17 protein-coding genes and 2 tRNA genes are annotated in these 25073 nt (G+C 67.7%); 16 read left to right on the top strand and 3 right to left on the bottom strand.

Going from position 1 to position 25073, the window contains the following annotated elements:
* Positions 1 to 12 precede the first annotated feature (12 nt).
* The 9 genes from TFU_RS10805 (at position 13) to TFU_RS10765 (ending at position 13737) form a co-directional block, all read left to right on the top strand.
* The gene (locus TFU_RS10805; RefSeq protein WP_011292608.1) at positions 13 to 1947 is read left to right on the top strand and encodes a TIGR03960 family B12-binding radical SAM protein; all 1935 of its coding nucleotides are present in this window, start codon (positions 13 to 15) and stop codon (positions 1945 to 1947) included.
* A 455-nt stretch (positions 1948 to 2402) separates the two neighbouring features.
* Positions 2403 to 3188: a TIGR03936 family radical SAM-associated protein gene (locus TFU_RS10800; RefSeq protein ID WP_155983575.1), complete on the top strand. Its 786-nt coding sequence runs from the start codon at positions 2403 to 2405 to the stop codon at positions 3186 to 3188.
* 118 nt (positions 3189 to 3306) lie between these two features.
* Complete coding sequence (locus TFU_RS10795; protein WP_011292606.1) at positions 3307 to 6033, top strand: Rne/Rng family ribonuclease; 2727 nt, start codon at positions 3307 to 3309, stop codon at positions 6031 to 6033.
* 226 nt (positions 6034 to 6259) lie between these two features.
* Positions 6260 to 6571, top strand: coding sequence for a 50S ribosomal protein L21 (gene rplU / locus TFU_RS10790; protein ID WP_011292605.1), 312 nt, complete (start codon positions 6260 to 6262; stop codon positions 6569 to 6571).
* A gap of 15 nt (positions 6572 to 6586) precedes the next feature.
* The gene (gene rpmA / locus TFU_RS10785) at positions 6587 to 6853 is read left to right on the top strand and encodes a 50S ribosomal protein L27 (RefSeq protein ID WP_011292604.1); all 267 of its coding nucleotides are present in this window, start codon (positions 6587 to 6589) and stop codon (positions 6851 to 6853) included.
* Between the two features lie 95 nt (positions 6854 to 6948).
* A complete protein-coding gene (obgE, locus tag TFU_RS10780; RefSeq protein WP_011292603.1) occupies positions 6949 to 8313 on the top strand; it encodes a GTPase ObgE in 1365 nt (454 codons plus the stop codon).
* Between the two features lie 28 nt (positions 8314 to 8341).
* Complete coding sequence (gene proB / locus TFU_RS10775; protein WP_011292602.1) at positions 8342 to 9508, top strand: glutamate 5-kinase; 1167 nt, start codon at positions 8342 to 8344, stop codon at positions 9506 to 9508.
* Positions 9509 to 9724: 216 nt separating this feature from the next.
* Positions 9725 to 12583 (top strand): bifunctional glycosyltransferase/CDP-glycerol:glycerophosphate glycerophosphotransferase, encoded by a 2859-nt coding sequence (locus TFU_RS10770; protein WP_011292601.1) that lies wholly within the window; start codon positions 9725 to 9727, stop codon positions 12581 to 12583.
* Positions 12580 to 13737, top strand: a complete 1158-nt coding sequence (locus tag TFU_RS10765; RefSeq protein ID WP_011292600.1) for a glycosyltransferase — start codon at positions 12580 to 12582, stop codon at positions 13735 to 13737. Before TFU_RS10770 ends, TFU_RS10765 begins: the two co-directional genes overlap by 4 nt.
* 49 nt (positions 13738 to 13786) lie before the next feature.
* Here TFU_RS10765 and TFU_RS10760 read toward each other — a convergent pair whose 3' ends face one another.
* Positions 13787 to 16429 (bottom strand): glycoside hydrolase family 9 protein, encoded by a 2643-nt coding sequence (locus TFU_RS10760; RefSeq protein ID WP_011292599.1) that lies wholly within the window; start codon positions 16427 to 16429, stop codon positions 13787 to 13789.
* Positions 16430 to 16886: 457 nt separating this feature from the next.
* Here TFU_RS10760 and TFU_RS10755 point away from each other — a divergent pair, with 457 nt between their 5' ends.
* Positions 16887 to 18143: a glutamate-5-semialdehyde dehydrogenase gene (locus TFU_RS10755; RefSeq protein WP_011292598.1), complete on the top strand. Its 1257-nt coding sequence runs from the start codon at positions 16887 to 16889 to the stop codon at positions 18141 to 18143.
* Between the two features lie 263 nt (positions 18144 to 18406).
* The gene (locus TFU_RS10750; RefSeq protein WP_016189002.1) at positions 18407 to 19006 is read left to right on the top strand and encodes a DUF1349 domain-containing protein; all 600 of its coding nucleotides are present in this window, start codon (positions 18407 to 18409) and stop codon (positions 19004 to 19006) included.
* Between the two features lie 14 nt (positions 19007 to 19020).
* Here the strand turns inward: TFU_RS10750 and TFU_RS10745 are convergent, their stop codons facing one another.
* The gene (locus TFU_RS10745; protein ID WP_011292596.1) at positions 19021 to 21009 is read right to left on the bottom strand and encodes a glycosyltransferase family 2 protein; all 1989 of its coding nucleotides are present in this window, start codon (positions 21007 to 21009) and stop codon (positions 19021 to 19023) included.
* 438 nt (positions 21010 to 21447) lie between these two features.
* Complete coding sequence (locus TFU_RS10740) at positions 21448 to 22488, bottom strand: M48 family metallopeptidase (RefSeq protein ID WP_011292595.1); 1041 nt, start codon at positions 22486 to 22488, stop codon at positions 21448 to 21450.
* A gap of 154 nt (positions 22489 to 22642) precedes the next feature.
* Between TFU_RS10740 and nadD the strand changes: the two genes are divergently transcribed.
* The 5 genes from nadD to TFU_RS10715 all read left to right on the top strand — a co-directional run bounded on the left by nadD (position 22643) and on the right by TFU_RS10715 (position 25036).
* The gene (gene nadD / locus TFU_RS10735) at positions 22643 to 23281 is read left to right on the top strand and encodes a nicotinate-nucleotide adenylyltransferase (protein WP_011292594.1); all 639 of its coding nucleotides are present in this window, start codon (positions 22643 to 22645) and stop codon (positions 23279 to 23281) included.
* A gap of 38 nt (positions 23282 to 23319) precedes the next feature.
* Positions 23320 to 23724: a ribosome silencing factor gene (gene rsfS, locus TFU_RS10730; RefSeq protein ID WP_011292593.1), complete on the top strand. Its 405-nt coding sequence runs from the start codon at positions 23320 to 23322 to the stop codon at positions 23722 to 23724.
* A 45-nt stretch (positions 23725 to 23769) separates the two neighbouring features.
* Complete coding sequence (locus TFU_RS10725; protein ID WP_011292592.1) at positions 23770 to 24396, top strand: histidine phosphatase family protein; 627 nt, start codon at positions 23770 to 23772, stop codon at positions 24394 to 24396.
* Between the two features lie 72 nt (positions 24397 to 24468).
* Positions 24469 to 24541 (top strand) — tRNA-Ala (locus TFU_RS10720).
* 422 nt (positions 24542 to 24963) lie between these two features.
* Positions 24964 to 25036: transfer RNA gene (locus tag TFU_RS10715), tRNA-Ala, on the top strand.
* The last annotated feature ends 37 nt before the right edge of the window (positions 25037 to 25073 follow it).

The following is a 25073-nucleotide window of genomic DNA, read 5'->3' as shown; positions in this document are numbered from 1 at the left end:
CCCGTTTTCCCGATGACTGTCGAATCCGTCTTCCCACAGTTGGAAGCGTTGCTGCCCCACGTGCAAAAACCGATCCAGTACGTGGGTGGTGAGCTGAACTCCGTCGTCAAGGAGTGGGACGACGCAGAAGTCCGGTGGGCACTGATGTACCCCGACGCCTATGAGGTTGGCGTGCCCAACCAGGGGGTCCAGATCCTCTACGAGATCCTCAACGAACGCGAGGGTGTACTCGCCGAACGCGCCTACGCGGTCTGGCCCGACCTGGAGAAACTCATGCGCGAGCACGGGGTCCCGCACTTCACCGTGGACTCCCACCGGCCGCTCGCCGCCTTCGACGTCCTCGGGGTCAGCTTCGCCAGCGAGATGGGCTACACCAACCTGCTCACTGCGCTGGACTTGGCGGGCATCCCGCTGCACGCGGTGGACCGCACCGACGAGCACCCGATCGTGCTGGCGGGCGGACACGCCATGTTCAACCCGGAGCCTATCGCCGACTTCCTGGACGCCGTGGTCCTGGGGGACGGCGAGGAGATCGCGATCGCGATCACCGAACTCATCCGGGAGTTCCGCCGGGAAGGGTCCCCGGGGGGACGCGACGAGCTGCTGTCCCGCCTGGCCGCCACCGGCGGGGTGTACGTGCCCAAGTTCTACGACGTCACCTACCTTCCGGACGGGCGGATCGAAAAGTACGTGCCCAACCGTCCCGGCGTCCCGTGGCGGGTGCAGAAGCACACCGTCATGAACCTCGACGACTGGCCCTACCCGAAGAACCCGATCGTTCCGATCGCCGAGTCCGTCCACGAGCGCTACAGCGTGGAGATTTTCCGTGGCTGCACGCGCGGCTGCCGGTTCTGCCAGGCCGGAATGATCACCCGCCCGGTGCGGGAGCGCAGCGAGAAGGCGATCGCCGCCATGGTCGACCACGGGCTGCGCTCCTCGGGATTCCAGGAGGTCGGCCTGCTCTCCCTGTCGAGCGCCGACCACAGCCAGATCAGCGAGATCACCAAGAACCTCGCGGACCGTTACGAAGGCACCCACACCGGGCTCTCGCTGCCCTCCACCCGGGTCGACGCCTTCAATATCGACTTGGCCAACGAGCTGACCCGTAACGGACGCCGCTCCGGGCTCACGTTCGCACCCGAGGGCGGCAGCGAGCGGATGCGTCGGGTCATCAACAAGATGGTCACCGAAGAGGACCTGATCCGCACGGTCATCGCGGCCTACGCGGCGGGGTGGCGCCAGGTCAAGCTGTACTTCATGTGCGGGCTGCCCACCGAGGAGGACGCCGACGTCCTCGCCATCGCCGACCTCGCCCGCAAGGTCATCAAGACGGGGCGTGAGGTCACCGGGCGTCGTGACATCCGCTGCACGGTGTCCATCGGCGGTTTCGTCCCGAAACCGCATACCCCCTTCCAGTGGGCGGGTCAGGCCCCCCACGAGGTCGTCGACAGCCGACTGCGGAAGCTGCGGGACGCCCTGCGCTCCGACCGGGAGTACGGCAAGTCCATCGGGCTGCGCTACCACGAGGGACGGCCGTCCATCATCGAAGGCCTCCTCTCCCGAGGCGATCGCCGGCTGTGCCGGGTCGTGGAGCGGGTGTGGCGCGAAGGCGGCCGTTTCGACGGGTGGAGCGAGTACTTCTCCTACGAGCGCTGGGTGAAGGCCGTCGAAGAAGAGCTGGCCGACGAGCCCGTGGACTTGGACTGGTACACGGTGCGCGAGCGCGATGCCGATGAGGTGCTGCCCTGGGACCACCTGGACGCCGGACTGGATCGGGAGTGGCTCTGGCAGGACTGGCAGGACGCCTTGCACGGCGAGGAAGCGGTGGAGGTCGACGACTGCCGCTGGAGCCCCTGCTACGACTGCGGGGTCTGCCCGAGCATGGGAACCCAGATCCAGACCCACGGCGTTCCGGGACGCAAACTGCTTCCGCTGAGCGTGGTATGAGGTGGGAGAAGTCGGCGAGGGGAGTGCCGGGTCGACGAAAGTACGGCCCGGCACCCCGCTCGCGCCGGGCCGTACACCTAATTGGACGTACCAGCGGTGGGGTTGGTTGGCAAAAGAACAGGGGTTTTCCGAAAAACTCCGCGTGGCCCGCGGCACCGCCGCAGCCGGCATCGTCGAAACCACGCTTTTCAACTCCGGTCACAGTGGGAAGAGCAATGACTGTGCCGGAACAACACGCCTACGGGGAAGAGTTGTACTTCAACGAGGGCAATGGCACAGAGTTGCCGGTACGCCCCGTAGGCTGAAAATAAGACGGACCTCTCCCGGGGGACCACGGACCCACATCGGGTCGATCCGCGCGGGAGTGTGAGGATTTGAGGAAAGGAGCAGAGCTGCCCCCCGCACTTGAGGGCGCCGATTCGCTCTCCAACGGAAGCCAGGCCCAACGGTTGCGTGTGCGGTACGCGAAGCGCCACCGCATGAGATTCGCGAGCCATCGCGATATCGCTCGCGTACTTGAGCGTGCACTGCGCCGGGCCGAGGTACCCGTAGCTTTTTCGGCGGGGTTCTCGCCTCATCCCAAGATCTCCTACGCGGGTGCGGCTCCCACGGGAGTGGCAAGTGAGGCGGAGTATTGCGAGCTCACTCTGGCCGAGCCGATGGACCCCGAACGTGTCCGGGAGCGGCTCAACGCCACGATGCCGGACGGTATCGCCATCCTCGACGTGGTCCCGGCAGCGACCAGCGGTTGGGCAGACCGTCTGGAAGCATCGGAGTGGCGAATCGAACTTCCCGGTGTCGGCCCCGACGACGCCGAGGCAGCCGTTGCCGCGTTCCTCGCGGCCGAGCAGGTTGAAGTGGAGCGACTCACCAAGAAAGGGCGTCGCCGGTTCGACGTACGCCCGGCCGTGTTCCTGCTGGACGTCGCTAGGCGCGCCGCAACGGAACGACAAGAGACATATGCCATACTTCGCTTGATCGTGCGGCATACCACTCCTGTCGTACGACCCGACGACGTGGTGACCGGCCTCCGTCAGATCGCCGATCTCGCCTTGCCAGCACCGGCCAGGATGACCAGGTTGGCGCAGGGGCCGCTTGATGAGGATTCCGGAACCATCGCGGACCCGCTCGCCGTCGACGCTGCGGCCGCGAGGCCAGGCGCCACCGTCGTCAGCGCACACGCCGGATCCGCAGCGGCGCGGTCCGGATCGGGGAACGTGAGCGCAGTTCAAGGACTTTGACCGGCGTCGCCGTGATGGCGACGCCGGTGTGGATATTGACAGCGATAGTTCTCAGGCGCCGCGGCCGGGCACCTCGTGCGGGGCCGTGCCCGAGAACTTTTGACGGGAGACCGCCCGGATGCTCGAGAACGAGCCCAACAACGGTGTGGATAGCACCGAGGGGACAACTGAAATAGAGACAAGCACACGATCGAACGGTTCGACCGTCGTCGGCATGTCCGGTACGGTGCGCCTGGCCCAGCCGGTACGCCGAGGCCGAGCCGCAAGCAGGCCCGCGGGACCACCGCCCGAACCCGACCCGATCCCGGTGACGGCGCGGACGACCGTGGCTGCCACCTCTATCGAGCTGGTCACTGACCCGGCTCCGTCGAAGTCAGCCGCCGAGGACACGGCAGAGGAGGAGCCGAAACGGCGGAGTCGTAAGACCACGGCCCGTACCTCGCGCACCCGTACCCGGAGCAGGACAGCGACCACCGACGATACCGAGCCGACCGGCCAGGACACGACCCCAGGAGCGGAACGGAGCAGCGGGGAGAGCGCCGCGCAGGCCGCGCCCGCGGGCAACACTCTCGCGCCCGCGGCCCAGGACACGCGTCCTGCTGACCCTAGCGCGGTAGCCGCCGTCACCTTCCAACCGCCCATGGTGGTCTTCCAACCGCCGGTCGTGGAGTCGGTAGAGCCGGACAGCCCGCAGGACGCGGGGGAGGAGCTGGACGAGGCCGAGGATCTCAGCGCGGAGATCGAACTGGCGGTGGAGGAGCGCCCCACCCGCCGCAGGCGGCGGAGGAGGCGCAACCGGTCCCGCAGCGGGGACGACGGCGAGGCCGCTGATACCAGCGACACCACGGACGACGCGGAGACGACGGCCGACGAGACCGAGAAAGGCAGCGCGGGGGAGGCACCTGCCGCTGCCGCCGCGGACACGACCGAGGAGACCGAGGCGACGACGACCGGTACCCGGCGTCGCCGTCGGCGCCGCCGCCGTTCCGGGGTAGAGGTCACCACCGAGCCGGAAGCCGATGATCAGTCCAGTACGGCGGCCCGCACTCGTCCCGCCCGCGCTGAACGGCCGATCGAGGAAGAAGTGCAGGCGGTCCGCGGGTCGACGCGTTTGGAAGCCAAGCGGCAGCGCCGTCGGGAAGGACGGGAGCAGGGACGCCGCCGCCCCACCATCATCACCGAGTCGGAGTTCCTGGCCCGCCGCGAGTCCGTCAAACGTGACCTGATCGTCCGCCGGATCGGGGAACGCACCCAGATCGCCGTGCTCGAAGACAACGTGCTCGTCGAGCACTACGTGGACCGTGCCGACCACAAGTCGTACGTCGGCAACGTCTACCTGGGTCGGGTGCAGAACGTGCTGCCGTCGATGGAGGCGGCCTTCGTCGACATCGGCAAAGGGCGCAACGCAGTACTGTACGCGGGCGAAGTCAACTGGGACGCCACCGGCCTGGAAGGCCAGCCCCGCCGGATCGAGTCGGTGCTCAAGTCCGGCCAGTCTGTGCTGGTGCAGGTCACCAAAGACCCGGTCGGGCACAAAGGTGCCCGGTTGACCAGCCAGATCAGCCTGCCCGGCCGCTACTTGGTGTATGTGCCTGACGGCTCGATGACGGGCATCAGCCGCAAGCTGCCCGACAAGGAACGGGCCCGGCTCAAGCAGATCTTGAAGAAGGTCATGCCCAACGGGGCCGGCGTGATCGTGCGTACCGCGGCAGAGGGGGCCAGCGAAGAGGAGCTGGAGCGCGACATCGCCCGCCTGTCGCAGCAGTGGGAGTCCATCAAGCGCAAGGCGAAGTCAGCGACCGCCCCGGCGCTCCTCAGCAGCGAACCAGACCTCACCATCCGCGTGGTCCGGGACATTTTCAACGAAGATTTCTCCAGCCTCGTCGTCTCCGGCGACGATGCGTGGGAGACCATCCGCGACTACGTCAACCAGGTCGCCCCACACTTGGCGGACCGTCTGTCGCACTGGACCGAAGACCGCGACATCTTCGAGGCCTACCGCATCGATGAGCAGATCGCCAAGGCGCTGGAGCGCAAAGTGTGGCTGCCCAGCGGCGGTTCGCTGATCATCGACCGCACCGAGGCGATGACGGTCATCGACGTCAACACCGGCAAGTTCACCGGCCAGGGCGGGAACCTTGAGGAGACGGTCACCAAGAACAACCTCGAGGCGGCCGAGGAGATCGTGCGCCAGCTCCGACTGCGGGACATCGGCGGCATCATCGTCATCGACTTCATCGACATGGTGCTGGAAAGCAACCGCGACTTGGTGCTACGCCGCATGCTGGAATGCCTGTCCCGGGACCGCACCAAGCACCAGGTGGCCGAGGTCACGTCGCTGGGCCTGGTTCAGATGACGCGCAAGCGGGTCGGCCAAGGGTTGCTAGAGGCTTTCTCGCACACCTGCGAGCACTGCAACGGCCGCGGCCTCATCCTGCAGACCGATCTGCTCGAGTCCAAGTCCGGCGGGCGCAAGAAGAAGAACAAGAACAACGGCGCGAATAAGAACGGCGCCGGCGCGGAGAAAACCTCGGCAGACCAGGGCAAGGCCACGGACAAGGCGCGGGCCGGCGGAGACGCCGAGACTGCAGCGCAGGCCGAGGCTAACGGCGGTGCCACGCGTACCGCCAAAGATGTTGCGGGATCGCCCGAGAAACAGGAGGATTCGGTTCCATCCATCTCGGAGTCCGGCAGCGAGTCCTCCGCGCAGGCGAACGCTGTCCCGGAGACGAAGGAGGCTGCTGAACAGCCAGCCGAGACAGTGGCGGAACGCCCCCGGCGCCGCCGGATCCGGCGCAGGGCCGGGGTGGTCGTCTCCGAGACGGCGGTGGCTGAAGCCGGATGATCGTCAGCCGGGCGGGGCATCCCGCCCGGCTCCGACCGCTGCAGCGTGCAGACCTCCTGCGAGCGAGTGGTAGGCTGAAATACGGTGCGTCGGCGCGCCCCACATGTTCGCGCGCCTGAGACCTCCTTTCAATCCCTGCTGCCGCTTGCGGGCGGCGAGCGGGTTGATGACCGCGGTCGATTGTGAGCGCATTCTTTTCTGTAGCGAACAGGAAGTGAGTTTCCCGGTGTACGCGATCGTGCGAGCGGGCGGCCGACAGGAAAAGGTCTCCGTCGATGACGTGGTGACCATCGACAGGGTGGCCAAAGAGGCCGGTGACACGCTCAACCTCGAGCCGCTGCTTGTCGTGGACAACGGCAAGGTTGTCAGCGATGCAGCCGAGCTGAACAAGTACCAGGTCACCGCTGAGGTTCTCGGTGAAGTGACCGGACCCAAGATCAAGATCCTGAAGTACAAGAGCAAGACCGGTTACAAGAGGCGTCTGGGACACCGTCAGAAGTACACCCAGATCCGGGTCACCGGTATCGCCGCGAAGTAGCGGGAGGAGCGCGAGATGGCACACAAGAAGGGCGCGTCGTCCAGCCGTAACGGACGCGACTCCAACGCCAAGCGGCTCGGCGTCAAGCGCTTCGGTGGACAGTACGTCAAGGCTGGCGAGATCCTGGTCCGCCAGCGCGGTACCCGTTTCCACCCCGGTGACAACGTCGGTCGAGGCGGTGACGACACTCTGTTTGCTCTGGTCGCAGGCAGGGTCGAGTTCGGAAACCTGCGGGGCCGCAAAGCCGTAAGCGTCATCCCGACCCCCGTCGCCAGTGAATAGGCCCGGGGAGACGGTGTAGTAAACGTGAGGCGGGCCAGTGACACTGGCCCGCCTCACGTGCGTTCGACCACCAGACGGATCGAGGAGCCAGCGACATGTCCGATTTCGTCGACGAAGCGGTCTTGCATCTCAAGGCCGGGGACGGCGGGCACGGCTGCGTCTCTATCCACCGGGAGAAGTTCAAGCCGCTGGGCGGCCCCGACGGCGGTAACGGCGGCCACGGTGGGGACGTGATCCTGGAGGTCGACCGCAACACCGCAACCCTGTTGGAGTACCAGCGCCGCCCGCACCGCAAGGCGGAGAACGGTGCTCCCGGGCAGGGAAGCAACCGTTCCGGGGCGAGCGGCGCCGACCTGGTCCTGCCGGTCCCCGACGGCACCGTGGTGACCACCTTGGACGGGGAAGTGATCGCGGACCTGGTCGGCCACGGGACCCGGCTGGTCGTCGCCCGGGGCGGCCGAGGCGGGCTCGGCAACGCCGCCCTCGCCTCCCCGAAACGCAAAGCCCCCGGGTTCGCACTCAAAGGGGAGCCCGGAGAGAAAGTCGACATCCGCCTGGAGCTGAAGACCATCGCCGATGTCGGCCTCGTCGGTTTTCCCAGCGCGGGCAAGTCGTCGCTGATCGCGGCGATGTCGGCGGCCCGCCCGAAGATCGCCGACTACCCGTTCACCACGCTTGTGCCCAACCTCGGCGTCGTGGAAGCGGGACAGACCCAGTACGTGGTCGCCGACGTTCCCGGGCTCATTCCTGGCGCGAGCGAAGGCAAAGGACTGGGACTGGAGTTCCTGCGCCACGTGGAACGCTGCTCCACCCTGCTCCACGTCCTGGACTGCGCCACCTACGAACCGGGACGGGACCCCATCAGCGACCTCGAAGCCGTGGAACGGGAATTGGCCGTCTACGGGGAACGCACCGGCGTGGACCTGTCCGACCGGCCGCGGCTCGTGGCGTTGAACAAGATCGACGTGCCGGAGGCACGTGAGCTCGCCGAACTCGTCGAACCCATGCTGGTGGAACGCGGATACCGGGTGCTCCAGGTCTCTGCAGCCACCCGGGAAGGGCTGAAGGAACTGGCCTATGCGCTCGGCGAGCAGGTGGCCGCAGCCCGCGCCGCCCGCCCGCCGGAGGAGCCGACCCGCCTGATCCTGCGGCCGCGCGAGATCGGCGAAATCCCCTTCCAAGTCATCCCGCTCGGCAACAACGTCTTCCGGGTGATCGGCGACAAGCCCACCCGCTGGGTGCGCCAAACGGACTTCAGCAACGACGAAGCTGTCGGCTATCTCGCGGACCGGCTCAACCGTCTCGGGATCGAGGAGGCCCTCGCAGAAGCGGGCGCTACCGCAGGCGCCGAGGTGCACATCGGGGACGAGGACAACCCCGTGGTCTTCGACTGGGATCCCACGGTCGACAGCGAGCAGACTGTGCTGGGCCCGCGCGGCACCGATCCCCGGTTGAGCTGATCCCCGTGACGCGAAAGGACAGGTAAACGTGGGCACAGGCGTCGGTCAGACGCGTGCGGAAATCGCTCAGGCGCGACGAGTCGTGGTCAAGGTGGGCTCCTCCTCTCTCACCACCCCGCAAGGCGGCCTCGACCACGAGCGGATCCGCGACCTCACCGACGTGCTGGCGGAACGCCGCAAAGCGGGCACCGAAGTGGTGCTGGTCTCCTCCGGAGCGGTCGCCGCGGGAATGGCTCCCCTGGGCCTCACCCAGCGGCCCCGCGACCTCGCTACCCAGCAGGCCGCGGCCAGCGTAGGCCAAGGGCTGCTCCTGGCCCGCTACACCGCCGAGTTCGCCCGGCATTCGCTGACTGCCGCGCAGATCCTGTTGACCGCCGACGACCTGATGCGCCGCGCCCAGTACCGCAACGCGCAGCGCGCGATGAGCCGCCTGCTGGAGATCGGCGCGGTGCCGATCGTCAACGAGAACGACACGGTCGCCACCCACGAGATCCGGTTCGGCGACAACGACCGGCTCGCCGCCCTCGTCGCCCACTTGCTGCGCGCGGACGTGCTGGTGCTGTTGACCGACGTGGACGCGCTGTACGACGGGAACCCGTCCCTGCCGACGAGCACACGCATCACCCAGGTCAACGGCCCGGAGGATCTTGTCGGGGTGGACCTCGGCAGCGCGAACAAGCGCGGGGTGGGGACCGGCGGCATGATCACCAAGGTCGAATCCGCGCGGATCGCGACCGAAGCGGGGGTGGCTACTGTGCTGACCTCGGCGGCCAACGCCCGGGCTGCGCTCCGAGGTGATCCCGTCGGCACGTTCTTCGTCCCCGCGAAACACCGCCGCCCGTCCAGCCGCCAACTCTGGCTGGCCCATGCGACGGCGGGCCGCGGCAGTGTCTTCTTGGACCCGGGGGCGGTGCATGCCGTGGTCACCGAGAAAGCGTCCCTGCTGCCCGCGGGGGTCATCAAAGTGGAAGGCGATTTCAACGCGGGCGACCCCGTGGACTTGCGGGACGAGAACGGTGTCCTCGTCGCCCGCGGCCTGGTCAACTACGACTCTGCGGAGATCCCCGACTTGATGGGCCGCTCCACCCGGTGGCTGGCCCGGGAGCTCGGCGCCGAATACAGCCGCGAGATCGTGCACCGCGACGACCTGGTCGTGCTCCGCAACGGCAGCACCAGCGACCGGGAAGCCTGCTGACCGCCCCATAATCGGTGAGCTGCAGGAGCGCCGCGCGTCGGCGCTCCTGCGCTGCGCGACACGTGCAACCACCCCAACTGCCCCGAAAAGCACCTTTTGTGGAAGATTTTCGCGGCTCTGGCCGGTGCTTTCCGTCCGGCTTCTTAGGCTGCCGGTACGCATGTCCCGTGACATAGCGGCCGCGCTAGCGGTCCACGCCGGACGGACGGGGTTCCTATGGTCGACGTCAGTGTGGTGGTCATTGTCTACAACGACGAAAAGCGGCTACCTACCGCGGTGCAGTCCGTACTGAACCAGGCACTGCGGAGCGTGGAAGCCGTCATCGTCGACGACCACAGCTCCGACGGGAGTTTCGCGGTAGCCCAGAGATTCGCGGAACGCTACCCCGACCGGGTCCGCGCATTCCGCCTGCCCTCCAACAGCGGAGGCTGCGGACAACCCCGCAACTACGGCATTGAACGGGCTGCGGGCCGCTATGTGATGTTCCTGGACAGCGACGACGAACTGGACCGCAACGCCTGCCGCGCCATGGTACGGGCGATCGAGACCACCGGAGCGGACTTTGTCTCCGGCCTGTGCGTCCGCGTCCACACCACCCCGCGCGGACGCAAGGAAAAACCCTGGTACCGGTGGATCTACCGGCAGACCCGAGTGCTGGACTCGCTCACCGACGACCCCGATCCGCTGGTCTGGGACACGCTTGCCACCAACAAGTGCTATCGCCGGTCTTTCCTCCTCAACCACCGGCTCCGTTTCCCCACCGGGATCGCCTACGAGGACTTCCTGTTCACCGCCCGGGCCTGGCTGGCAGCGCGGCGCGTCGCCCTGATCCCCAACACGGTCTACTACTGGCATGTCTCCGACAGCCCGGAGCGCCGGTCGATCACGCAGCGCCGGGACGAGATCGGCAACCTCGCCGACCGGCTCGCCATGCACCGCGAAATCGACGCCCTGCTCGCCGAACGCGGCCTGGACACGGTCCACCTCGCCAAAAGCGTCAAATTCCTCAAGCACGACCTGGTCCTCCACTTGCGCGACCTTCCGCTCCGCACCGAGGAGTACCGGCGGTCGTTCCTCGACCTGGTGGGCCCCTATGTCGCGCACCTGCCGACGGAGGCCTACCACCAGCTCCGGCCGCTGCAGGCGATATGCGCCTACCTGGTCGCCCAAGGCGACGGCGACGCTCTCCTGCCCGCGGCCGACGCACTCATCAACCCCCACAAGACCGCGGTGCCCCTGGCGGAGCGGGAAGGGCGCATCTACTGGAGCACCCGGCACCTCAACGACCCGCTGGGCCGGGAGCTCCTCGACGTCACCGACCTCGGCTATCACCTCAAACCGTTGCACAAGCTCGCTCCCCGCACCGTGGTCACCGGCCAGCGGGTCGACGGCCGCTGGCTGCGGCTGTCGGGGCGCGTGACCAACCCGCTGGGCCGTATCCCCACGCCGACGAGCTCTCGGGTGCGCGGCCGCCTGGAACTCACCGCCCGCCGCGCCGGGTGGCGCGTCTTCCGTTTCCCCCTCCGCCAGCTCGTCCACCGCGGAGACCACCTCACCTGGGCGGCCGACCTCGACCTGGGGCGCGTCTTCCACCCGATCGGCATCGTCGACCACGTGTGGGATCTGCGGCTGGTCATGGATATCGACGGGACGCGCGTGCGCAGCCGCCTCACCGTCGTCCACCCCGACCTGGACACTGCTCCGCTGCCCGTTCAGCCGCTGCTGCCCGGACTGGGCGCCGACCAGGTGGTCGCGGAAGTGTCCGCCAAAGGACACCTCGCGCTGCGGGTCGTCCCGTCCACTGCGGTCCAACACCGGGCACGCACCGCTCTCGTCGCAGCAGCCGGCACCCCCGCGGGCCGGCGCAGCCGGGCGCTGCTCGCCACAGCCCGCCGCGTTCCGCGCCTGCTCGCCTCGGAACAGAACAAGCGGTGGCTCTACCACACGGTGCTGTGCCGGCTGCCGCGGCACCGCGGACTCGCTGTCTTCGAAAGCCACCTGGGGCAGCGCTACTCCGACAGTCCCCGGGCGATCTACGAAGAGCTACGCCGCCGCGACCTGCCCATGACCGCGGTGTGGTCCTATGCGCACACCCCGGACGGCTTCCCACGCGATGCGGTCCTGGTCCGCCGGTGGAGCCTGCGCTACCTGGTGGCCCTCGCCCGTGCCGAGTACTGGATCGACAACCAGGGCTTCCCTTCAGGGCTGCGTAAACCCGCCCACACCACCTACCTGCAGACGTGGCACGGCAGCGCCCTCAAACGCATGGGGTTCGACGAACCCGAAGTGCAGTTGCGGAGCCGGGCAGCGCGGGACCGGCTCCGCGCGGACCTCGGCCGGTTCGACGCCTTCTGCGTGCGGTCCCACCACGACATGGAGACACTGATCCCGGCGTTCCGTCTCAACCCCGCGGTGGCGCTCCCCGTCGGCTACCCCCGCAACGACGCCCTGGTGCGGCAGCGGCAGCAGGAGGAGCGGACCGGGCGGCGCACCTATCCGCGGATCGGTGCCGCACCGCACCTTCCCGACCACCGGCGCATCCTGCTGTATGCGCCCACGTTCCGCGGGCGGCCGCGGCGGCGGACCGCGGTGCGGCCGCTGTTCGACCTCGCGGCGTTCGCCCGCGAGTTCGGCGACCAGTACGTGCTGCTCGTCCGCTCCCACTACCTCGAGCGTCTGGTGGTGCCGCCCTCGGCAGCCGAAGCGGTGATCGACGTCTCCGCGGAGCACGACACCACCCCGCTGCTCGCCGCGGCGGATGCGCTCATCACCGACTACTCCTCGGTGATGTTCGACTACGTGCTGCTCGACCGTCCGATGATCTACTACGTGCCCGACTATGACGACTACGTGCACCATGCGCGGGGCACCTACTTCTCTCTGGCGGAAGTGGCACCCGGACCGCTGGCGTTCACCGAGGAAGAGCTGTTCGCCGCGCTCCGGGAACTGGACACAGCCGATACCGAGTACGTCAAAGCCCGCCGAGCCTTCGCCGAGCGTTTCGCTGCCTACGACACTGGGACGGCTGCGCGCGCCATCGTCGACCGGTTCTTTCTCCAGGAAGGCCGCCGATGAACAGCGCTCCCGAACGGCGACGTGACCTGTTCCTGGTCGCCAACAGCGTCAACGAGCTGGGCGGTGTCACGAGCTGGACGCACCGCATGGCCCGCCTCTTCACCGACCGGGGCCACCGCGTGCACGTGGTGGGAGTCGCCCCCCCCAATGTCGTCCAAGAGGTCGGGGAGACGCCCTATCCCACGACCACCTTGCACGCGACCCGACCCCCGTCCCTGCGGCCGCCCCGGCGGCTCCGCGACCGGCTCAACGTGGGGGCGCGCCTGCGGCGGGCCCGCTGGGAAGCGACCCGACGCGCTCACGCGGCCGTACTGTCCGACCTGCTGCAGACCGCGGCACCCGGCGGGGTGGTCATCGTCACCCAAGTGTGGGCGATGGAGTGGGTGGCTATGGCCGATACCGCGGGCTTGCACGTGGTGGGGATGACCCACGAATCGTTCGAGGAGTCCAGGCGGACCTCCAGGTTCGCTCGAGTCCAGCGGTACTACCGGGACGTGGACTGCCTGCTTGCGCTCACCCGGGAGGACGCGGACCGGTGGATCAACCAAGGGCTCAACAACCTCGACGTCATGCCCAACCCGCTGCCGTGGTACCCCGAGGAGCCGTCGCCGCGCACCGGTCGGGTGGTGGCGAGCATCGGCCGATTCGACGAGCAGAAGCGGGTCGACCTTCTCCTGGAGACGTGGGCCAAGGTGGCGCCCCGCTTCCCGGAGTGGACGCTGCGGATCTACGGGAGCGGCGCCGAAGAGCAGGAGCTGCGCGACTACTGCAGCCATTTGGGGCTGGACGACTCCGTGCAGTGGATGGGGACGACATCCGATGTGCCCGGGGCGCTGCGGGAGGCGTCGGTTTTCGTCCAGTCGTCACGCGGGGAAGGTTTCCCGCTCGTGCTGCTCGAGGCGATGGCGTGCGCGGTGCCGTGTGTGGCTTTCGATTGTGCTCCGGGGGTGCGTGAGATCGTCACCGACGGCGTCGACGGGCTGCTGGCCCCGCCCGGGGATACGCACGCCCTCGCGGACCGGCTCGCGCAGATCCTCGCCGACCAGGAGCTCCGCGACCGGTTGGGGGACCAGGCACGGCGTTCCGTGACCCGGTACGCCCCTGAGAAGATCGTGCGCCGCTGGGAAGAGCTGTTCGACTTCCTGGACCGGTAGCGGCACGGTGCCGCGGCCGCCCGCGGGGCGGACGGCCGCGGTTGCCGTGTTAGGCGAGGGCGCAGGGCTCGCCGTTGAGGGTGAAATCGGTGGGAGGTGTGTTGCTGCCGCTCCAGGAGCCGTTGAAGCCGACCTCGACGGTGGCTCCAGGCGCCAGGGAGCTGTTCCAGGACATGGGGGTGGCGGTCACGGCGGCCCCGTCCTGGCGCCACGTGGCGTTCCACCCGTGGGTGACCTGCTGGCCAGCGGGGAAGGTGAAGGAGAGCTCCCAGCTGGAGAGCGGGGCCGTGCCGTGGTAGGTGATCCGGATCGAAGCGGTGAATCCGGAGTCCCAGTCGTTGGTGCTGTAGCCCACCGTGCAGGAGGCGTCAGGCCCGCCGCCGTTCTCGGCCAGCGTGGTGAAGGAGACGGTACTCCGCTGGGAGACGTTGCCCGCGTTGTCCCGGGCCACGACAGCCGCGATGTAGGTGGTGTCGGGTTCTAGACCGGTCAAGGTGAAGCTGGTCCGGGTGGTGGATCCCACCTTCTGCTCCTGGCCTGTGCCGGCGCGGAGGAAGACGTCGTACCCGGCTACGCCGCTGCCGCCGGTGTCGCTGGACGCGGACCAGGTGAGCACGGCGCTGGTGGAGGTGACGTCCCGGACCGCGGGGGAGCCGGGCGCGCTCGGCGGGGTCACGTCCTCGCCGGGTTCTTCGCCGCCTCCCGGTCCTTCTCCGCCGCCGGGCTCTTCCCCTTCCTCGGGGGCGGTGCCCCACACCGGTACACCGTCGTCGTAGAGCACGATGTACGGGGCGGGGGCGAGTTCGTTGCCGATGCCTTGGAAGGACCAGTCGTTGGAGGGGTCCCATCCGGGGCCGCCGGCGATGCGGAACTGGACTTCGCGGCGGTGCTCCGACTGGCCGCCGGGGAAGATCTTCTCCCCGGTGCAGTCGATCTCCACGTAGTACAGGTCGCCGGAGACGTGGTGGACGTCCTCCGGGGTGGCGCACTGGTTGTAGGCGGAGCTCACCGTGATGTCCGCGGGGTCCACGCCTTCATCGAGGGTGAACCAGTACCGGAAGGTGCCCTTGTCCAGCATCCGGGCCGGCCAGCCCGACTGGTTGCGGATCATGGCTTTGATCTCGGTGAACGTGGTGCCCGGCGTGTTGATCTGGGCTTCCACGAAGATCTCCGGTCCGTCGGGCTCCTCGGTGGGCGGGAAGTCCGCCAGCGGGGTGCCGCCGTACTCTTCGACCAGCATGGCCAGCGCGCTGGAGAATCCGGCGTTGTAGTCGGTGGCGACTTCGTTGGCGACGTAGTCCTGCCGGTCGTCGGTGTAGGCGTCGTTCGGGGAGCCGGGACCGCCGACGAGGGCGCCGTAGAGGACGTGCCGGTTCTCCGCGGGCGAGGCGATGCTGTCGGTCCACGACCCGTGCGCGGTGCGGTGGTGGGGGTTGCGCGGCGGGTTGTTGCCGAAGCCCACCACGTAGCTGGAGTTCCGCGGGTTGTCGCCGAGCGCGTAGTTGATCTGCCGCACCGCGAAGTCGTGGTACCGCTGCTTGCGGACGGGGTCGTCGATCACCTTGGCGTAGACGAGGGCGACGAACGCGGTGTTAGCGGCGTAGCGCAGGGCTCCCCAGGTGTCGAGCACAGCCATCCCGCCGGGGGAGTAGGGCACGCGCTGGCCGTTGACGCCGACCGTCCAGTAGTCGAGCCACCGGTTGGCGTCGTCGATGTATTTTTGCTTGCCGGTTTCCTTGGCGAGCAGCACGTAGGTGCCGTAGGACTTGTCGTCCCAGGCGATGGTCCACCGGTAGCTGCGGAGGTCGGTCTGCTGCTCGGTGGAGAGGAAGTCGTACTCGTACTCGGCCTTCGCCAAGTAGGAGTCGTCCCCGGTGGCCTTGTACAGCCAGTAGGCGCCCCAGACGAGCTCGTCCTGGTAGCCCGACCAGGAGTTGTAGAACGCTCCGGCGGGCACGCAGTCGGAGTACACGCCGCGGTAGGTGTCGGCGAACGTGTAGAGCTGCTTGGCGTGCTGCACGAGGGTGGCCGCGTACGCAGGGTCGTCGTCGGCGAACACGATGGAGGACGCGGCCATGGCCGCGGCGGTTTCGGCTGCGACGTCGCTGCCCGGGCAGGAGGGGTCCACTTTGAAGCTGGGCCGCTCCATCGGCATGACTTCGGCCGGACCCCACCACTTGTGGTCGGCGTCGCCGTCGCCGACCTGCACGTACAGCACGTTGGGCGAGGGGTGGGCTTTGATGAAGTAGTCGTTGACCCAGCGCAGGTTGTCCTTGAGGTAGGGCATCTGGCCGGAGCGGATGTAGCCTTCCGGGCTTTCGATGGCGCCCCAGGCGAGCATGGTCGCGGTGAAGGCCATGGGGAAGCCGAATTTCACGTGGTCGCCGGCGTCGTACCAGCCGCCGGTGAGGTCGAGTCCCACGTCCGCGCCGTCGTTGAGCCCGGAGTCGCCGCGCCAGGAGACCCGGTTGTTCTCCGGGAGTTTCCCGGAGCGTTGGGCCTCGTAGAAGAACATCGACTTCTGGAGGGCTTCGGCGTAGTTGAACGCCGGTTCGGCGTGGGCGGTTCCCGTGGCCAAGGGGACGCCCAGCATGCCCGCGGTGAGGGCCGCGGTAGCTCCCAGGGAAGTGAGGAAGCGGCGCGCCCGGCTGTGACGGCCGCGTCGGCGGGGAGGAGGTTCAGTGACGGACATGGGGTCTCCAGGGGGATTGTGCGAACACACCGGTGTGGGAGCGCTCCCAGTTTGGTGTTGGCTCTCTGTGAAGTGACGTCTCCAGCATGGTGCGACGTGGTGACCGATTGCGTCAATGGGTGAACCTTAAGTAGTCGCCCTTCGCGTGCGGCTGACACGGAGCAGCGGGGGAGATCTGCTGCCGCTGCCCGTCGGAGCGGCCGCCGCGGCATCCCTGCCCGCCCAGGGTGCGGCCCCGCACGTGGCCCGGGCGCCGTGCCCGGCGGCCCACAGACCGCCTCCCCACAGCTGCAGTGGCGGCGGCCCCGCGACGCCGATACCGTTGTGCGTGGGACGGCGGAACACATCCGGACCCCACCGTCTGCGGCGCTGGGCTCCGATCCGGGGAGCGGACCGCCGCTACCCGCGCCGTCCAAAGCGGTGTGTAGGACAACCGACTGCAGAAAGCGAAGACACCATGACTGACATCGAGCGGGACGTCCGCAAGGTCGCTGAGCGCGCTCGGGACGCCGCCGCAGACCTCGCCCCGCTCAGCCGGGACGCTAAGGACGAGGCGCTCACCGCCGTGGCCGACGCCTTGCGCGAGCGGACCGAGGAGATCGTCGCGGCCAACGCCAAGGACGTCGCTCAAGCCAGGGAGAACGGCATCAGCGAGGCGATGATCGACCGCCTCACCCTGACCCCCGCCCGTATCACCGCGATCGCGGACGCGGTCCACGAGATCGTCGAACTGCCTGACCCGGTCGGCGAAGTCGTCCGCGGCAAGACCCTGCCCAACGGGCTGGAACTGCGCCAGATCCGGGTTCCGCTCGGTGTCATCGGCATCATCTACGAGGGGCGTCCCAATGTGACCGTGGACGCCGCCGCGCTCTGCCTCAAGAGCGGAAACGCTGTCCTGCTGCGGGGCTCCTCCTCCGCGTACTCCTCCAACACGGTCCTCACCGACGTGATCCGCCAGGCGCTGGCCAGCACGCGGGTGCCGGTCGACGCCGTGCAGATGGTGCCCGGCAAGAGCCGCGAGTCGGTCAAGCACCTGATGCGGGCCCGCGGCCTGGTAGACGTCCTCATCCCGCGCGGCGGTGCCTCGCTCATCCAGACCGTGGTCAACGAGTCCACGATCCCCGTGATCGAGACCGGCACCGGAAACTGCCACGTCTACGTCGACGAAGCAGCCGACCTCGACCAGGCGCTGAAGATCGTGCTCAACAGCAAGACCCAGCGCTGCTCGGTGTGCAACGCCAGCGAAACCCTGCTCGTCCACGCCGGTATCGCCGACGCCTTCCTGCCGCGGGCGCTGGCCGAACTGCGCGAGGCCGGAGTCACCATCCACGGCGATGAGCGGGTCCGCTCCTACGACAGCAGCGTGGTGCCCGCCACCGAAGAGGACTGGGCCACCGAGTACCTCTCCTTGGACCTGGCGGTCCGCGTCGTGGACTCCCTGGACGAGGCCGTGGCGCATATCCGCGCCTACTCTTCGGCGCACACCGAGGCCATCATCACCGACTCCCAGGCAGCGGCACGCCGCTTCGTCTCCCTGGTGGACTCCGCGGCCGTCATGGTCAACGCCTCCACCCGCTTCACCGACGGCGGCGAGTTCGGCTTCGGTGCGGAGATCGGCATCTCCACCCAGAAGCTGCACGCACGCGGTCCGATGGGCCTGCCGGAACTGACCACCACCAAGTACGTGGTTACCGGGGAAGGCCACGTGCGCTGACCAGCGCTGTGCCGCCGCGGCCCGCACCTCGCAGCCGGGGAGCGGAGCCGCGGCGGCTCCCGTTCCCCGCCCAGCGGGATCGTTCCGCCGCAGAGCCGCCGCGCAGCGGCACGGGGGAGAGGACGACGGCCATGGCCGAAGCGGCAGGCCGCCTCCCCGCGGCCGCTTTCGGTAGGGCGGTCCGGACGCGGGAAGGTCTTGTCACAGAGCGTGGCCGTGGTGGAGGATCACGGCGACTCCCCAGCGTCCACGAGAGGACCCCCATGCCTGAACCGGTAACCATCCCCGCCCTTCCCGCCTCGCTGACCTGGTGGAACACCCCGGTCGACTTCGCGGTGACCGGACCGGACAGCCTCTGTATCACCGCTGGAGCACGGACGGACGTGTTCAGCGACCCGAACGGGACGGTCCGCATCGCGAACGCCCCTGCCCTCCTGGCGGGACTCGACGGGGATTTCACCCTCGCTGCGCGCGTCAGCCCGAGCCTCCACGCCACCTACGACGCCGGCGTGCTGTTCCTCTACGTCGACGAGGACAACCACGCCAAGTTGTGCCTGGAGCTGTCCCCGCAAGGCCAGCCGACCATCGTGTCGGTGGTGACCCGCGACGGTGTCTCCGACGACTGCAATTCGCTAGCGGTCGAGGGGGAAGCCATGCTGCGGATCACCCGGACCGGAGGCGCCTACGCCTTCCACACCAATCTCGGCGACGGGTGGTGGCACCTGATCCGCTACTTCGCGCTCCCCGGTCCTGCCCGGGCGGGCTTCCTCGCCCAGTCCCCCACGGGAGAGGGGCAGACGGTGCATTTTACGGAGATCGCGTACACGTCCGCCCCGCCCGCGGACCTGCGTGGGGGACAGTGAACAAGACAGCGGGATCAGCGGCGGAGGCCGAGATCACGGGCTAGGCGGCCTGCCCGGCGCCGGAGCGCCCGGTAGAGGCGGCCCATCCGGGCACGCAACGACCGGGACGGGTGCTGCACCTTGACCGACCAGTGGAACAGGCCCCGGCTGAGCCGGAGCCGCAGCGGGATGGGACGCTCCGCCGTCTCCACGACGAGTTCCCACTGCCCCGGACCGGAGACGTGGGGCACGTCAGCGGTGAGGACGGAGTGCGGGTTGGTCGCGCTGGCCGAATCGGGCCGCACACTTGCCGCGCTCTCTACCTTCTCCCCGTTGCCGACCAAGCACAGCGGCAACCCGATGCGCTCGTCGCTGGTGTGCAGGGCCAGCGGGATCCGCAATTGCAGGCCGTCGCTGTTGCGGACCACAGCCGGGCGCTCCTGCGGGGGGATGAGCGCCGGGAGTTTCTGCCAGGGGTCGTCGGCGGTGACCACCAGGTGGTTCTTCGCGTTGTAGCTGGGGGTCACCAGCACCGGGGGTGTGTTGTCGAGGTGGACGAAGGCGGGGACCCGCGTGGCCTCCGCTGCGGGGGAGCGCAGCGGACCAAGCGTGAAATCGCAGCTCACGCCGCCCAAGTCGATGCGGGAGACGAACCACCACTTGCCGAGCAGGGGGCCGCCCAGGTTGCCGCGCTGGATGTCAAGCGTGACCGTCCCGACCAGCCGGACCGTGAACCGGTCCGCACCCACCGGTTCTTCGAGGAGGGTGAACGAGGTCGGCACGGTGACATCTGCGCCGAGCTTCTTATTGCGGGCGAAGGTACGCAGCTTGATCCGTTTCAGCGCCGCGGTGACCTCGGCGGCCTCGCACACCTCCGGGTGGGAGAGCACGGCGGTCGGGAGGTCCCAGTAGACCGATTCGGCGGAGCGCACGAATTCCAGGGGCCGCTGGTCGCTTTTGCGCACCAGGGTGCTCTCCACGTCCACGTACAGCACCGAGCCGTCCCACCGGTATCCGGTCACCGTGGTGTGCTGTCCCAGGTCGTGTTCGAACTCGGCGACGTGGCGGACAAGGTCGAACTGTCCGGTCCGCAGCGCGGTAGCGCGCAGCCGGGAGAACGGGTTGAGTCTGGCGTCCACCCGTTCGGGGATGCGGCGTTGGACGAGCGAGTGGGCGACGGTGTGGAGGACCTCCGCGGTCTGCTCGGGCAGCCGCAAGTATTTAGCCCCTTGCATCTGCCCTAGCAGTTTCGACCGGTACCACTGCGCCAGCAGGGTGTCGCGGAACTCTCCCGGTTCGGTTTCGGCTTCGATGATGTCGATGATCCGCTCGACACTGCCGAGGTAGTCCTCGGGGTCGGGAGGGGTGCGGAACGAGATATTCCCGAAGTTTTCGTCCTTGTGCCGCACCCAGTAGTAGCAGGTGTAGTCGTGGACTACCGAGACCGAGGCGGCGCGCAGGTAGGCGGGGAGCATGAACATGTGGTCCTCGAGCCGGACTTTCCCTTCGGGGAAGCGCAGCCCGTGGGAGCGGACGAACTCGGTGCGGAAGAGCTTGTGCACCGTCAGCGTGGTGAGCAGGATGCGGTGGGTGCGCAGTGTCGCCCCGGACAAGGGTCTTTGGAAGATCTCCCGGGGCGCTCTCCGGCCGATGCCCGCCATCCGGCCGATCACGATGTCAGCGGAGTCCTCCCGGGCTTTGGCGACCAGGCGCTCTAAGGCTTCCGCGCCGAGGTAGTCGTCATCGTCCATGAAGAAGAGGTACTCGCCTCGGGCGCGGTCGATGCCGATGTTGCGGGGGCGTCCAGGCCAGCCGGAGTTCTCGATGTGCACGACCGAGAAGTTCTCTTCGCCAGCGAGTTCCGTGTCGAGCAGCTCCCCGGTCCCGTCAGTGGAACCGTCGTCGACGTAGATGACTTCGAAGCGAGAGCGGGGCAGAGTCTGCGCGCGCAGCGATTCAAGCCCAGCTAGTACCCCCCGGCCGGTGTTGTGGACCGGAATGATGACGGTCACATCGATGGACATGATTCCCCGTTTCCCCCTGTAGTGATGCTGCCTTTGCGTGGCGCACGCGGACCAGTGCAAGAAAAGACGCATGGCAGGGCACGGTCCGTGCACTTACATCACTCGTGTTCGAGGCTTTTGGTTTACCGAGCCTTTTGCTTTCTTTTAGGCGCGGGAAACACGAGAGGGCTGGGATGGCGGGGCGGTGCGGCGCCCGGACCGAGCAGCACGCGTCTCATCTGCACCGATACCCACGAACGGCAGACGTCATACGAGTGCATCCTCACCCGGACAGGTCAGATGCGGTGGAGCACATCCCTTTGATGTGAACCAATTCACATCGGAAATGGAGAGGGAGGGCCGGATTTTTCTTACATAAATTTTATATTTCTCATTTATGCAGAAAAAGGAAATCCGGGGCCTGCATCCTACGGGAAATGGTCGGACCACTGGCCGGGGTCAGGCGGTGGTGCGGCGTCCCGGGCCGTTGCGCCACCGGTCGGCCATCGAGTCGAAGATCTTGCTGCCCGTGGCCGCCGCGCCGCTCACCACATCGCGCAAAGTGCCCACCAGCGGATCAGAGGTGCGCTCCCACGCCTCCCGGTACGAGCGGGCCGCGCTGCGGGCCTCCTCGCTGATGCGGGCGTCGGTATCGGTGTCCCGCCGGGGGTAGTCGCCGGTGAGGATGCGCTGGTAGGAGCCCTCTGCGATCCAGCGGTCCAGTTCCGCGAGCCGGACCACCGCGAACGGATGGGTCTGCCCCTGGGTGATGAGGAGTTTGATGAACCCGTCGCGGATGTCCTCAGCAGCGTCGTACTCCCGGGCCTGGTCGAGGAAAGCGTCGACGTTCATCTCGGCCAGCCGTGAACCCCCGGCGAGCTTCATCAGCGCCCGCTTGGCCGCTTCCGGGTTCTGGCAGGTGAGCAGCCCGGCACGGTCACAGGACAGCTCTGATTTGCGGTACCACTCCTCCAGCGCCGCAACGATCGCGCGCAGGCCGACATAGCCCAGGGGGAACCAGGCGACCCGCGCCGCCAGCCGAACCAGAGCCAGCAGCATGGTGCGGTAGACGGCGTGCCCGGACAGGATGTGCCCTACCTCGTGCCCCACCACGAACCGCTGCTCTTCAGGACCGAGCAGGTCGACCAGGCCCGTGGTCACGACGATGAAAGGACGGCTGCTGCCGATCGCCATGGCGTTGGGCTGCGGGTTCATCTGGATGTACAGCTCTGGAACCCGGTCGAGGTCCAGCACGTAGGCGGCGTCGCGCACATAGTCGTGGATGTCGGGGAACTGGCGCTCGTCGACCCGTACCGCGCTGGCCAGGAACATCAGCCGCAGCGCCCGCTCGTTGAAGAGGCCGGAGAGCCGCTTGAAGACTTCGTCGAAGCCGCGCAGCGACCGCAAGGCGACGAGGGCGCCGCGGTCCGCGGGATGCTCGTAGGCGCGCGAAGAGATGTTGCGGAGCCGGACGCGAGCACGGTCTGGAGTAGTAGCCATGCCTGAATGCTATGCGTGACTATGCCGAGAATCTACGGTTTGCGGATACGGGGAGGGCGGTGTCCAGGGGAGGGGTGCTCACAGTGGTCGAAACCGGGATGACTACTCTCGAAACCGGAGGAGTAGCCCCAACGACGGGGATGAGACGAGAGCGGTGACCGTGCCCGAGGAGAAGACGATTACGCGGGGGAAGAGAAAACCGCGCCGTATCGGAATCATGGGTGGCACCTTCGACCCCATCCACAACGGACACTTGGTGGCCGGCAGCGAGGTGGCCCACCTGTTCAACCTCGACGAGGTGATCTTTGTCCCCGCTGGAAACCCCTGGCAGAAGCAGCAGCAGGGGAAGCGGGTCACCCCGGCCGAGCACCGCTACTTGATGACGGTGATCGCCACCGCGGAGAACCCCCAGTTCCGGGTGAGCCGGATCGAGATCGACCGTGAAGGGCCCACCTACACGATCGATACGCTGCGCGAGATGCGCCGGCAGTACGGCCCTGACGTGGAGTTGTTCTTCATCACGGGAGCGGATGCGCTGAGCGCGATTTTGAGCTGGCACAACGCGGATGAACTTTTCGAACTCGCGCATTTCGTAGGCTGTAACCGACCGGGGCACCAGCTCGCCGATCCCGGTCTGCCCGAGGGGAAGGTCTCCCTGGTGGAGATCCCGGCCCTGGCGATCTCCTCGACCGAGTGTCGAGAACGCGTCCGTAAAGGCGAGCCCATCTGGTATCTGGTGCCCGACGGTATTGTCCGCTACATCAACAAGACCGGGCTGTACCTCGATGACTAGCAGGCGAGGGAGCAGCCCACGAGAGGCAGCCATTACCTGTGACCGCTACGGAACGGACTGTTGAACTTGTCACCATTGCGGCCACCGCCGCGGCCGACAAACTCGCGCAGGACATTGTTGCCTACGATGTCAGCGATCAGCTCGTCATCACTGACGCTTTCCTCTTGTGCTCCGCGCCCAACGACCGCCAGGTCAGGGCGATCGTAGACGAGATCGAGGAACGCCTGTATCGGCAGGCGAAAGCCAAGCCGGTGCGCCGGGAAGGCGAACACGAGGGCCGTTGGGTACTGCTGGACTACGTTGACCTCGTCGTGCACGTCCAGCACGAAGAGGAGCGCGGTTACTACAGTTTGGAGCGGCTGTGGAAGGACTGCCCCCAGATCGAGCTGCCTCAGGCGGCTCAGGGCGTCGACCACACCGCGAACGGCTCGAGCAGTGAGTGAGTCGTCGCCCGATTAACCGCTCTCTTCGCGGACAGGAGTGACCTGGTGACCGAAACCCGCCGCGTGATCTGCTGGCGCCACGGGCAGACCGACTGGAACATCGAGAACCGCTTCCAAGGCCAGCGCGATGTTCCCCTGAACGAGACCGGACTCGCCCAGGCGGAACGGGCTGCCCGACTGCTTGCCCAACTGCGACCCGATGCGATCGTCGCCTCTGACCTGCAGCGGGCCGCGGACACGGCGCGGGCCCTGGCCCGCATCGTCGGCCTGCCCGTGACGTACGACCCCGCGCTGCGGGAGCGCTTCGGCGGCCCGTGGGAGGGGCTGACCCGCGCGGAGATCGCCGCGGGATGGCCCGAGCGGTTGCCCACCATGGACATCCCCGGCGGTGAAGACTTGGGCACCGTCGGCAAACGAGTCGCAGAAGCCATCCAGCGCGGCTTGGAGAAAGTCCCGGAGGGCGGAACCCTCGTCGTGGTAGGCCATGGTGCCGCGTTGCGCGCCGGCATCCACACGATGCTCGGCCTCCAGGCAGACCAGTGGGAGGTGCTGGGCACGTTGAGCAACTGCTCCTGGTCTGTCCTCGGGCCGAGCCGTTCTGGCGGCTGGCGGCTGCTGGAGTACAACGCCAGGAGCCTGCCCGAGGAGAAGGTCCTGGGCGACGACCGCTAACTGTTTCGACTAACGCGGGGAATTCCGCTATTGTTCTGGAAGTCAGCGGGACACGTCCCGCGGACTCCACACGGGGCTATGGCGCAGTTGGTAGCGCGCTTCCATGGCATGGAAGAGGTCTGGGGTTCGAATCCCCATAGCTCCACTCCATAGGCACACATCACGGGCCTCACCAGCACCGGTGGGGCCCGTGATGCATTGTGCGGAGCCGGTGCAGCAAGGGCCTGTCACACCACAGCGCACCTCCCGGCACAACGGGTGCCGCCTCCGCGCTGTCTCCTGGATGAGCCCCATACGCGGGGCGGACTGGGTGAAGGCTGCTGTGCCGTCGGGAGCAGAGCTCCGACCATGGGGGTGGGAGAAAGTGAGGAGCGCCACTCACCAGTATGGGAAAGCGGTTTCTTGAAGGGGTGGGGCAGAGCCCAGGCCCGATCAAGCTGGACAGCGACCCTGGTCCATCGGGGTTTCCGGCCTTCGAGCCGAGGAGAAAGCGGTCCCGTTCCCCCGCGGCGGGAGCAAGATGTACCGACCACTCCTGGAGATCGGGTAGAGTGGGTGATGACCCAAGGGGCTATGGCGCAGTTGGTAGCGCGCTTCCATGGCATGGAAGAGGTCTGGGGTTCGAATCCCCATAGCTCCACAGCAAGACCCGCGGAGTCGGTGGAATTCTCTCCACT

Origin of the sequence: Thermobifida fusca YX (assembly GCF_000012405.1) — a bacterium.
Taxonomy (GTDB): Bacteria; Actinomycetota; Actinomycetes; order Streptosporangiales; family Streptosporangiaceae; genus Thermobifida; species Thermobifida fusca.
The sequence above is the reverse complement of the archived record's forward strand: the minus strand, read 5'-3'. Positions and strand labels throughout refer to the sequence as shown.

Bases quoted from the DNA above. Each gene is read 5' to 3' on its own strand.
- TFU_RS10770 (WP_011292601.1), top strand. From the start codon at position 9,725: ATGGTCGACGTCAGTGTGGTGGTCATTGTCTACAACGACGAAAAGCGG.
- TFU_RS10805 (WP_011292608.1), top strand. From the start codon at position 13: ATGACTGTCGAATCCGTCTTCCCACAGTTGGAAGCGTTGCTGCCCCAC.
- TFU_RS10765 (WP_011292600.1), top strand. From the start codon at position 12,580: ATGAACAGCGCTCCCGAACGGCGACGTGACCTGTTCCTGGTCGCCAAC.
- TFU_RS10745 (WP_011292596.1), bottom strand. From the start codon at position 21,009: ATGTCCATCGATGTGACCGTCATCATTCCGGTCCACAACACCGGCCGG.
- TFU_RS10755 (WP_011292598.1), top strand. From the start codon at position 16,887: ATGACTGACATCGAGCGGGACGTCCGCAAGGTCGCTGAGCGCGCTCGG.
- TFU_RS10750 (WP_016189002.1), top strand. From the start codon at position 18,407: ATGCCTGAACCGGTAACCATCCCCGCCCTTCCCGCCTCGCTGACCTGG.
- TFU_RS10740 (WP_011292595.1), bottom strand. From the start codon at position 22,488: ATGGCTACTACTCCAGACCGTGCTCGCGTCCGGCTCCGCAACATCTCT.
- TFU_RS10760 (WP_011292599.1), bottom strand. From the start codon at position 16,429: ATGTCCGTCACTGAACCTCCTCCCCGCCGACGCGGCCGTCACAGCCGG.
- rpmA (WP_011292604.1), top strand. From the start codon at position 6,587: ATGGCACACAAGAAGGGCGCGTCGTCCAGCCGTAACGGACGCGACTCC.
- TFU_RS10795 (WP_011292606.1), top strand. From the start codon at position 3,307: ATGCTCGAGAACGAGCCCAACAACGGTGTGGATAGCACCGAGGGGACA.
- obgE (WP_011292603.1), top strand. From the start codon at position 6,949: ATGTCCGATTTCGTCGACGAAGCGGTCTTGCATCTCAAGGCCGGGGAC.